The organism is Myroides sp., from assembly GCF_032073645.1.
Classification (GTDB): domain Bacteria; phylum Bacteroidota; class Bacteroidia; order Flavobacteriales; family Flavobacteriaceae; genus Flavobacterium; species Flavobacterium odoratimimum.
Window position 1 is genome coordinate 13,658 of record NZ_DAMANB010000005.1, and the last position, 11,985, is coordinate 25,642.

The following is an 11,985-nucleotide window of genomic DNA, read 5'->3' on the forward strand; positions in this document are numbered from 1 at the left end:
AAAAATATACTGTATTAGTATGTAGTACAGTATCAATTTTGTAATTTTGAAAGGACACAGTTGAGATTGTTATGGAACAGAATTATTTGTATTTGAATATAGCAGATGCTATTGCTAGTCAGATTAGAGCAGGCGTACTAAGAGAAGGAGACAGACTTCCTTCTGTAAGAATGTTGTGCACAGAACATCAAATTAGTATGAATACAGCCAAACGAGTGTATTTAGAACTAGAAACTCAGGCATTAATAGAGTCTAAGCCTCAGTCAGGCTATTTTGTAAGTAACCTATCCTATACGGATATTCCTTTGCCTCAGCCGAGTAACCCTATCTTTTTAGCAAATAATAAGGAGCCTAAGGAGATTATTCGCAAGGTATATTCTAATATGGGAAATAGAAAGCTGACTTTGTTCTCGTATAGTACATTATATGATGAGTTTTTGCCTTTGGCCAAAATGAAGAAAGAGATTATAGCAGCCTCTAGGTCGTTAGTAGATGGAGGGATAGAATATGATTCTGTACAGGGCAATCTAAATTTGAGGAGAATGATCGCACAGCGTTCTATCACTTGGGGAGGTAGTCTTAAAGAAGAAGATATTATTACGACTAATGGAAGCATGAGCGCTATTTCGTTGTGTTTATTAGCATTGGGCAAACCTGGAGACACCATTGCAATAGAAAGCCCTTGCTACCCAGGTATCTTTCAGCTAGCTATTGATTTAGGATTTAAGGTGATTGAGTTACCCACAGATCCTGTGTCAGGTATTGATGTGCAGTCTCTTAGAGATGCAGTAGAGCATATCGATATGTGTCTATTGATCTCTAATTATAATACCCCATTAGGTAGTTGTATGCCTGATGAGAATAAGAAGGAAATAGTAGAACTCTTAGAGAAACACGATATCCCATTGATAGAGGATGATGTCTATGGAGATATGTATTTTGGTAATCAGCGTCCTAAATGTTGTAAAGCTTTTGATAAGACAGGTAATGTGATCTGGTGTAGTTCTGTATCTAAGACTTTGACTCCTGGATATCGCGTAGGGTGGGTGTCTCCTGGTAAGTATAAGAATAAGATTATGCATCAAAAGTTAGTACATCTAATCTCTACGCCTCCTTTAATGCAAGAAGCTGTAGCTAGTTTTATGCGCTCAGGCAATTATGATAAGCACCTGCGAAAACTTAGAAAAGAGATCTATAGCAATTATCAGAAATATTTGAATACTATTATTACTAGTTTTCCATTGGGTACTAAGGTTAATCGTCCTCAAGGTGGATTATCACTATGGATTGAGTTTGACCCTTCTATTGAGGCGATGGATTTATATGACTTAGCTATTGCGGAGGGCATTAGTATAGCACCAGGTAGAATGTTTACGGTACAAGAACAATTCGAGAACTGTATCAGACTGTGCATAGGCCTGCCTTGGTCAGAGAATGTTGAAGCTAAACTTAAAAGAGTAGGAGAGTTGAGTAAACAATTATTGAGGAAATAAGAAGACTTTCTAGTTTTATAATTTAAGTAATTTTATTTTTTTGAATATAAATATATGTAATTGTTTGTTAAAATAAATGAATATCGTTTTGTGTTGCAATATTTTTTGATTTTATTCGTTTTAATTAAATAAAACTCAAAAACTTTATTTCGCAATTATGAAATTATACTCTTTAACTGAATTGAACGATGTTTTAAATGGCGTTGTTGTAGGAAGTACATTAAGACAGATTAGTACAGCTGAGCAGTTGGAAAAAGCCAAAGAATGTCAAGTCTCATTTATAGGTAATAAAAAATACGAACGCTTATGGGGGGAATCAAAAGCCCCTATTGCTATTGTAAATAAAGATATTTCTATTCTACCAGGTATAGATAGAGCGTTTATTAAAGTAGATAATGTTGATTTAGCATTAGCGAAGTTACTTACACTATTTGCGCCTAAGATGCCTGTATTTAAAGAAGATATTCACCCTAATGCTACGATAGATAGCACAGCAGTAATAGGTGAAGGAGCTAGAATAGCAGCTGGTTGTGTAATAGGTGAAAATGTAATAATCGGAAAAAATGTAAAGATGTATCCTAATGTCACTGTATTAGATGACAGTACGATTGGTGATAATACGATATTGTGGTCTGGTGTCATTGTGCGTGAGCGCAGTCATATCGGACATAACTGTATTTTACATCCTAACGCAGTGATTGGAGCTGATGGATTTGGTTTCTGTCCGTCTCCTGAGTTAGGGTTAGTGAAGATACCTCAGATCGGTAATGTAGTTATTGGTAATTATGTTGAGATAGGAGCGAATTCATGTGTAGATAGAGGAAAGTTTAGCGCTACCATTATTGGAGATGGTTGTAAGATTGACAATCTTGTTCAGATAGGACATAATTGTGAGTTAGGAAAATTCTGTATCATGGCTGGTAATAGTGGTTTAGCAGGTTCAGTTACACTAAAAGACTTTGTGGTGATAGGAGGTAGTGCTTCTATTAAAGATCACGTTACTATCGGGCAGGGTGCTGTAGTAGGAGCTGGATCAGGAGTGACTGGAGATGTAGAAGCAGGTAAGACAGTATTAGGATACCCTGCTCAAGAAGCAAAAACAACGTTGAGACAATGGGCTGCACTAAAGCAATTGGTAACCAATAGAACAAAGAATTAATCTTTTAACCCAAAATACGCAATAGACATATAAACGAAAAGTAATTATACGAAATAGGTCTGAATTAGTGACAAAAGTATACACTAGTATGGTTTAGAGCTAATGAAAAAGCTATGAAGTAGAATGGTTTTGCAGTATTTAGGTTTAATAATAATCTATAAGCGACTAACTGATAAGGGTTAGTCGCTTTTTTTATATACCTCTATTTGTGATGATTCATTTATTAATCTTGATAGATTCTATTGATATACTGTAAGGCATTCGTAGCTTCTTCTACATTTACTTTTAGGACAAGTCGTTTACCTAGTTCTATTTGTAGTTCTTGAAAGAAAGTAGTCATGGTGTGAAAGGCTTCCCATGTATTTTGAATATTAGCATTGCTATAGGTTCTTAATACCTTATTGTAGTCTTCATCGCTTAAGTAGTTTTTAATGAATTTACCTGATTTGCCTATAGAAACGCTAAAATGGTGTTCACTCCCTATTTTCCAAGCTAGTAATTGTAAGAACATAGGACGGACGACAGACTCCATCATATCTTTTGCATATACTCTTTCTTCTCTAGCCAGTCCCTTAGCGACATTAGTAGAACACCACCAAAACTCATTACACACTTCTGTAAACTCCCGTTGAGTAGGGCGTTGTACATGATAGTCAATATCAGAAGACTCGGGTATGTCTTTAAATATTCCATCTTTGTCTAGCCATACGATAGAGAGACTGTCTTTTTTATACTGCTTTAATTGATCTACTGGGAATAGGGTAAGGTCTAATCTACTACCATCTTCATAAATCATTAAATAAGTATACGAAATAGAAGGAATACCCTCTTCGTTACCTAAGTGCATATCATCTGGTAATTGTTGTATGGCAGGCTGTCCAAAGGTTTTGTAGACAATATCCTCTTTCTTGATACTTTCTATATCAGTCACCATATAGATGATATCATAATCTTGGTACTGATCAGGAGTAACCATCGGGTTAGCCCTTGAACCATTGAGAATAACAGCTCTAATGCGGTCATCTTGTTTGGCTAATTGAAGGATCTCTGTTTGTAATGGTGAAGCCATATAGGTGTTTTTAAGACGAATAAGCAAGATAATTAAATTAAAATGATTCACAGTGGTGTTTTTAGGAGTAGAATAAAGTTTTTTAATAGTCTAGCATTGCCACTCAAATACAATGCTATTACTCAATAACTAGAAAATCCATAGATAAGGACGTATATCTCACTTGATCTGCATAGCCATTAAGAAGGAAGTTCTACATAAGGAAGAGAGACTACGAGGAAGTAAATGCCTGTGTGCAGCTCTAATTGAAGATAGTTACTCCTCATTTTTATTCTTCAAAAACAGCAGTGGTCGCATAGTTATCGCATAGTGATGGCATACTGCTCGCATATTTTTGCCTGCTTTTTATGCGACCACTATGGAATCAAACTACGATTAGTATATCATCATAGCTATACACAGGGTATCAGGGGGATAAGTCAACGAATTCTAATGCTGAGTTCTGAAGTACAAGAAGTGTTGTCTTCCTTTTTAATGAATCTAAATAATACTCCTTCTTGCGTCTTTTATATTCCTTTTAGCGTCAGTACTCAGGCAAAGGGATGCCTACTTTTGCCCTATCAATAAGAGAGATAGTCTTCCACAGAGCTATTCTATAAGAGAGATCAAGATGAAAATACCATACCTTACTTTATCCTTAATCGCTGTTTTATCATTTAATTCTAAATCTGTTTTTGCACAGCAAGATACTTTACAAAATACAGGGTTAAATGAAGTGATTATTCAGAGAGAAACCAAAGCCGAAAAAGAAAGTCGTCAACCTATACGTGCTACTGTACTTGATGTAAAAGCGATGAAACAACAGCCGTCTAGTGTGATAGAGCTGATGAACAGAACAGTAGGTGTACGAGTGAGACAAACAGGGGGATTAGGTAATGCTACTAATTTGATGTTGAACGGTTTTGAAGGAAAGGCGATAAAGTATTTTAAGGATGGGGTTCCGATGGATTATTTAGGGAATGCCTTTAGTTATGCTATTGTACCGCCTACGATGATTGATCGCATTGAGATCTATAAAGGGGTGGTACCTGTAGCCTTAGGGGCAGATGCATTAGGAGGAGCAGTTAATATCGTAACGAAAGAGCCTGAAAGTAATCAATCTGTAGATGTATCTTATCAGATAGGTTCTTATAACACTCATAGAGGTACCGTAAACGCTTATTTTCAAGATAAAAAGACAGGCTTATTCGGAGGAGTAAATGCTTTTATTAATTACTCTGATAACAATTATAAGGTCAATGTGCCTTACACTGATCCAGAAACGGCACAGGTAAGTAGAGAAAAACACAAACTGTTTCACAACCGTTTCTCTAATGGATTTGTAGAAGGGTTTGTGGGAGTGAAGAACAAGACTTGGGCAGATGAGTTGCGTTTGACTGTAAGTAGCTTTTACATTAATAAACAGCACAATTACGGGATGACGATGAACTATCCATTCGGAGGAGTGACGAGTAATATGAATTCTGTAGTGCCAACACTTCGCTATCGCAAGGCTTTTTTAGATAAAGACTTGAAGTTAGATCAATTCCTTGTCTATAATACACTGCATTCTAGTTATACAGATACGATTAAAGGGTTTTACGACTGGAGAGGGAAGTTCACTCCAGTACCTAGTAAGAATGGAGAAGCGACTACTAGTGGAAGCATCAAAAAGTTACGTTATTATAACTTCGTATCTCGTACTAATCTATCTTACCGATTAGACAATGGGTTTATAGAGTTAAACTCTGTTTACAATACCTCTACTCGTCGTGGTTCTGACCCTTACGGAGAGAAATTTCCTTTCTCTAAGATAGATATGTTACAGCGTTCTGTAGTATTCCAAAAGTGGATTACAGGGCTAAACTGGAGGTTATACGCCTTAGATGATCGTCTGACGAATGACTTATCGGCGAAGTATTACTATTTGCGTACAGAAGGGTATGAGAGTGCGCATGGAGACACTTCGATGGAGCAGAAAAGATCTAAAACAAAAGGGAACTGGGGAGTATCAGAGTCGTTAAAATATCAGATTAACGATCGTATGTATGCTAGATTCTCAGGAGAAGTAGCCGTACGTCTACCAGAGCAAGAAGAGTTCTTCGGAGATGGAACATTCACGCGTACCAATTTTGCTTTAAAACCAGAAAAGAGTTGGAACTATAATCTAGGATTTAACTATAACAATCAAACCAACTTCATGACAGAGGTCAATGTGTTCTACAGAAGAACACATGATATGATCATGCTGTTAAACACGGGTATTTTTGGTAGTTACGAGAACATAGAAAAGATAAAAGGAGTTGGAGTAGAGGTAGATGCAGCATATTCTCCATTAAAGTGGTTGAGACTGTCTGGTAACGTGACATATCAAGACTTTAGATTATATGATAAAGAAGACAAGACGTATGAGGGTTCTCGTCTGAGAAATACACCTTATTTCTTTGCTAATCTTGGTCTGCGTACTTCACATGACAATGTATTCAAGGCAGGAGACAAGTTCTCGTTTTATTACAACTACAGTTTTGTAAAGGCTTATTACCTAGACTTTATTCCTAAAGAATTTGAACCTAGTGGTTTCTTAGGATTATGGGGAAAAGCACAAGTTAATGCAGAAGCTTATGTGATCCCTGATCAGAATTTACATTCTACAGGAGTGGTGTGGAGTTATTCACCTAAACTGTCTTTCGGTTTAGAAGCTAAGAACTTGTTTAACAGTGAAATATTTGACAATTACAAAATACAAAATGAAGGATTTAGTCTTCATTTTAAAGTGAATATGTCTCTTTAGGAGAGGAACAATTTAGAAATACAGAAACTTATCATTAAAACACAATAAATCTATTAAAATGAAAAAAAGCATTTTTAGTACTAAAACGATAGGAGCATTAGCAATGGCAGGGTTATTTGCTTTTGCATCATGTTCATCAGATGATAATTCAAGTTCAGAGCCAACTAAACCAGTTGAGCAAACGAAGACATCTTATGTGCTATTAACAGCTACATTAGGAGTACAGCCATTCGTAGGATACTTATCTAACTATGATAAAATGCCTGAAGGAGATTTAGACAATATCCATAAAGGTTCATTACAGATAAAAGGGAATGGAATGAAAGCGTATGGAGAATGGGTATTCCAACGTCTTCAATTAGGACGCGTTTCTTCTCCTGATGACGGTATCTTGAGATATTCTATTAACGCAGATGGTTCTTTATCAGAGACAGGTAGAATCACAGGAATGTCTTCTAACTTTTATGTACATGATAAAACGACTGGATATTATGCTGATATAGGAAGAGGATTGTTAAAGATACAAGTATTCAATCCTTCTACGATGCAGCGTACAGGAGAAATAGACCTTTCTATTGTAGAAGATAAAAAAGCAGAATACCAAGCTGTGGGATCTCGCTTTATCGCGTCTAAAGATGGAAAATTATATGTAGATATCATCACAGGTTCTAAAGATGGACAAGGTAGTCAGATGAAAGACCCTGCTCCAGGATATATCAAACTAGCAGTGATCGACATCGCTACTGGTAAATATGAAAAAACGATTCAAGATAACCGTATCAGCTATGTAGGATATGGTGGTAACGCGAATCAAATGTGGACTATGGGAGATGATGGAGCGTTATATATGTGTTCTCATGGGTTCGGAGTAAATGGAGCGACTAATGGTTCTGCTATTGTTAGAATTAAAAAAGGAGCAACAGAAATAGATAAAGATTGGATCATTAAGATTGATGATTATGTAAAGAATACTACAGTAGGTTCAGTAGGTGTAAAAAATGGTAAACTATATACTGCATGGAGTGATAAAGCATTCTCATACACAGATATTTTGCCAAACCCTAATTTTACATACTATGCTTTTGATAAAGAGAATATTGCTGCAGGACCAAAAGCTGTAGAGGGAGCACCTAAATCTACTTATGCCTTCCAAGATGCTCAAGCGATTACTACAATAGATGGTAAAGTGTACTTCAGAGTAGTGAATAACAAAGATTACAACGGATACTATGTATTAGGATCTGATAATGTAGCTAAACCTGCGTTTAACATCGGTAAAGGTGGTCAAGTATGGGGATTAGTGAAATTAGAAAAATAATAAGTTTAATTATTTAGAACTCTCCATAGAGTTTGAATGCAATAGTAGAGGAGTTTTCTTCTCTACTATTATTTTTTATGGTTTTTTAGGAAACAGGAACAGGAAACGGGAAACGGGGAACAGGAAACAGGGGACAGGGGACGGGAAACGGAAAACAGGAAACTGGGAACTGGGAACAGGGAACAGGGAACGGGGAACGGGAAACGGGAAACGGGAAACGGGAAACAGGGAACAGGGAACAGGGAACGGGGAACGGGAAATGGGAAACAGGGAACAGGAAACAGGGAACGGGAAATGGGAAACAGGAAACGGGGAACAGATGGCATGGTAGCTCAAAGTAGGGAGACTTTGTAGCGAGAACAGAACAAAAAACGATTTCACAGTTTCACGATTTCACAAAACAACAAAATCACAAAACAACAAAAACAATAATATGGCAACAGATAATGTGCTATGGCGTATCGTAAAACCAGTCAAGAAGAAGCTAAACTTTGCAATGGCTCTTTCTGTGGGTTCTACTTTATTGACAATAGCCAATTTAATAATATTAAGTTACCTAATTAATGCACTGTATCACGGAAATACAACACAATTGTTGTATCTATTCGGAGCGATGATCTTATGTGTAGTAGTTAGTTATGTATTACGTCTAAAGTCATTTGACGTATCCCATTACGCAGCTTTTGATTTAGAAGCTATTTTGCGTAAGAATATCAGTCACCATTTGGCGAAGTTACCATTAGGGTTCTTGACTGAGACAGGTTCAGGAGCATTGACTAAAATCTTAAATGAAGATGTTCGTTTATTACATGGATTTGCGGCAGATAGTACCCCTTTATTTGTGCGTACGTATGCTTTTCCAGTAGTTACTTTGGTTGCATTATTTTGGTTTGATTATAGAGTAGCATTAGTTTGTCTAGCTATTCTTATCGTAGGGCTTGGGTTTTTAGCATTAGCGATGAAGAATAAGACAGAAGTAACACATCAATTTAATAAAGCAAAAGAAGATATTAATGTAGCTGTGATAGAGTATGTACAGGCAATGCCGGTAGTACGTGTATTCGATGGAGGAGAGAAATCATTTGTGCGTTATGAGAATGCCTTACAACGTTATTTATCTATTATCACTTTGTGGTTTAAGGAAAACGGATTGAATGCTAAGTTGTCCATGTTTATTTTAAACCCGCTACCTACATTTATTATATTACTTGTGCTAGGGACCTATTGGTTCCAAGAGGGGTCTTTGAGTTTTGTGTCTTTTGTAGCCTCTTTATTATTGGGGACAGGAATGATAGAGTCTATTTTGCCTTACCGCAGTTTGACTAATGTGATCTCTAGAGCTGCAATCAGTGCAAAACGTATAGAAGAATTACTAGAAGTAGAACCTTTAACTTCTACAGGAGAACAAACTTCTGTAAATGATACAACCATTGAGTTTGACAAGGTGTCTTTTACTTACCCTGGTAGAGAGGACAAGGCATTAAATAATATCAGCTTTACGGTGAAGCCAGGTACTTTTACTGCTATTACAGGAGCATCAGGAGCAGGGAAGTCTACTGTAGCTCGTTTGTTACCTCGTTTTTGGGATGTTAGTGATGGAGAGATAAAATTGGGTGGAACAGATATCCGCCAATTAAAACCTGAGGTATTATTAGATACGATATCATTTGTGTTTCAAGACAATTTTATTTTCTCTGATACGATTGCTAACAATATCAGAATGGGCGCAGAGGAAGCTACATTAGAAGAAGTAATGGAAGCAGCTAAGGCTGCCCAAATACACGATTTTATTATGCAACTTCCTAATGGGTATGAGACCTTAGTAAAAGAAAGGGGAAATAACTTCTCAGGTGGACAGAAGCAACGTCTAGCGATTGCTAGAGCGATCTTGAGAAATAAACCAATATTGATACTTGATGAGGTAACTTCATTCTCAGATACAGAAAACGAACTATTACTGATGCGTGCTTTCCGCAATTTGATGAAGGACAAAACTGTCATTATGATCGCTCATAGATTAGAGACAATCAAGAATGCGGATCAGATTATTGTGATGGATAAGGGAAGTATTAGCGAGATAGGAACACATGAACAATTAGCCGCTAATCAAGGAATATACCAAGCGATGTGGCAATCGTATACACAAGCGAGAAATTGGCATATTAAATCAGATAAGTAATAGAGATGAGTAAAGTACAAACAAATAAGAGCAGTTCTTTTATCGGTATATTATCTAACCTGATTAAAGCAGCAGGTCCAATGGGTGGACGACTGCGAATGAGTTTAATATTGATATTGTTGTCTTCTGTTTTTCAAGGAGCAGCTTATACTTGCTTTTACCCTATTTTTATGAATATAGGGAAGGGAAAGCCTGAGCAAGTATGGTTTTACATCTGGATAGCATTAGGCTTCGTCGTGATTAGTGCTATCTGTAGATGGATAGGGCAAGACTATGACTACGGAGGTTTTTCTTCACAGGCACAGTATGACCTTCGCAAGAGACAAGGGGAGAAACTGAGAGAGATGCCTTTAGAATTTTTATCTAATAAACGCTCTGGAAAGTGGAGTGCCGTGATTAGTAATAATGTAGATGAGGTAATTTCTTACACCATTACAGTGTCGAGTTTGATGATGTATGGAGTGATTACACCTATATCAGTAGGGCTGATGACTTTCTTCTTTGACTGGAAGATAGCGATCGTTATCTTGATTTTATTCCCTGTGATCATCCCGTTATATCGCTGGAGAAAACCCGCTTATGACCGTGGAATGTATTATCTAAATGAAGTACACTCTGAGCTAAATGCAGAGTCTATAGAGTTTATCCAAGGCTTACCTGTGCTTAAAGCAAGTAATGGTATAGAGCGTATCGTAGCTCGTTTAAACAAAAGCATTGATAAAGTAAGAGAAGTGCAAATCTTCGGGCATGGCAAAGGGAGTACTCCTAATCTGATTATTACTTCTGCTTTAGAAGTAGGGATGTTAGTATCCTTGGGATTGGGAATATTGTTTGTGCTAAAAGCAGATAGCAATATGATGGTCATGACAGCCTTAATGATTATTGTGATTCGCTTCTCAGAGTTGATCTCTAGCTTTGTACCCATGACCATGATATTTAGTCTGATGGAAGCAGGATATAAGCAAATCACAGCGATGTTAACTGCTCCTGTCTTAGAAGTAAAGACACCTCAAGCGAAACCTACCTCTTATGGTATAGAGTTTAAAGAAGTAGACTTTTATTATGAAGATGCTCAAGAAAAAACTTTGTCTAATATCAACTTATCTATTGCACCGAAGTCTATTGTAGCTTTAGTAGGGCCTTCAGGTTCGGGTAAGACTACGCTGGCAAGAATGATTATGCGTTATGCAGATTGTCAGAAGGGGAGCATTAGTATAGGAGGAGTTGATATTACTAATTTGAGTCAGAATGATTTGTTGAGTATGATATCTGTGGTATTCCAAGAGGTTTATTTATTTGATGATACCATAGGTAACAATATCCGTATGGCGAAACCTACTGCTACTCAAGAAGAAATAATAGACGCGGCTAGGCGTGCTCAATGTCACGATTTTATCAGCCAATTGCCTAAAGGGTATGATACGCCTATAGGAGATATGGGAAATACCTTATCAGGTGGAGAACGTCAGCGTATCTCTATTGCGAGAGCACTGCTTAAGAACAGTCCAATAGTCATTCTAGATGAACCAACGTCTTCTCTAGACTCTTTAAGTGAACTTGCCGTACAGCGTGCTATCGATGAGTTAGTGAAAGAGAAGATTGTGATTATCATTGCACATAGGTTATCTACAGTCAGAGGTGCGGATAAGATATGTGTCTTAGAAAAAGGTCAGATAGTAGAAGAAGGAACACATGAAGCCTTAATGATAAAACAAGGTAAATACTGTGATCTATGGGAAGCAGAGAAGCAAATAGAAGCTTTGTTTTAAGAAGAAATAGTAATTGTATTCTATAGATTAGAAGGGCTAAGGACAGATAGTAGACTCATTTGATAAGCTTACCCCAAGTTCGCTTTTCTTTAGTTCCTTTTATGTAAAAGCTTGTGATATTGTATCACAGGCTTTTTTGTTTTAATGGTGGTAGAGATAAGAAGGTATTACTTTATAATCAGAATAAATAGTATGGGCTTAATATAGTAAATAACTAATAATTAGTTT

At 36.8% G+C, this 11,985-nt stretch carries 7 protein-coding genes; 6 read left to right on the plus strand and 1 reads right to left on the minus strand.

What is annotated here, in order from left to right; all coding sequences use genetic code 11:
* Nucleotides 1-71: 71 nt before the first annotated feature.
* Together RT228_RS05085 and lpxD are read left to right on the plus strand one after the other, a co-directional pair.
* Nucleotides 72-1,493, plus strand: coding sequence for a PLP-dependent aminotransferase family protein (locus tag RT228_RS05085; RefSeq protein ID WP_039330123.1), 1,422 nt, complete (start codon nucleotides 72-74; stop codon nucleotides 1,491-1,493).
* A 157-nt stretch (nucleotides 1,494-1,650) separates the two neighbouring features.
* Entirely contained in the window at nucleotides 1,651-2,652 is a 1,002-nt protein-coding gene (gene lpxD / locus RT228_RS05090) for a UDP-3-O-(3-hydroxymyristoyl)glucosamine N-acyltransferase (RefSeq protein WP_006261631.1), read from the plus strand.
* A gap of 223 nt (nucleotides 2,653-2,875) precedes the next feature.
* Here the strand turns inward: lpxD and RT228_RS05095 are convergent, their stop codons facing one another.
* Nucleotides 2,876-3,721, minus strand: a complete 846-nt coding sequence (locus tag RT228_RS05095) for an aminoglycoside 6-adenylyltransferase (RefSeq protein ID WP_006261630.1) — start codon at nucleotides 3,719-3,721, stop codon at nucleotides 2,876-2,878.
* A 610-nt stretch (nucleotides 3,722-4,331) separates the two neighbouring features.
* Here RT228_RS05095 and RT228_RS05100 point away from each other — a divergent pair.
* From RT228_RS05100 to RT228_RS05115, 4 genes are all read left to right on the plus strand, one after another.
* Nucleotides 4,332-6,491, plus strand: a complete 2,160-nt coding sequence (locus tag RT228_RS05100; protein ID WP_006261629.1) for a TonB-dependent receptor — start codon at nucleotides 4,332-4,334, stop codon at nucleotides 6,489-6,491.
* 58 nt (nucleotides 6,492-6,549) lie between these two features.
* Entirely contained in the window at nucleotides 6,550-7,809 is a 1,260-nt protein-coding gene (locus RT228_RS05105) for a hypothetical protein (RefSeq protein ID WP_006261628.1), read from the plus strand.
* Nucleotides 7,810-8,242: 433 nt separating this feature from the next.
* Nucleotides 8,243-9,988, plus strand: coding sequence for an ABC transporter ATP-binding protein (locus RT228_RS05110; RefSeq protein ID WP_006261627.1), 1,746 nt, complete (start codon nucleotides 8,243-8,245; stop codon nucleotides 9,986-9,988).
* A 5-nt stretch (nucleotides 9,989-9,993) separates the two neighbouring features.
* Entirely contained in the window at nucleotides 9,994-11,757 is a 1,764-nt protein-coding gene (locus RT228_RS05115) for an ABC transporter ATP-binding protein (protein WP_006261626.1), read from the plus strand.
* The last annotated feature ends 228 nt before the right edge of the window (nucleotides 11,758-11,985 follow it).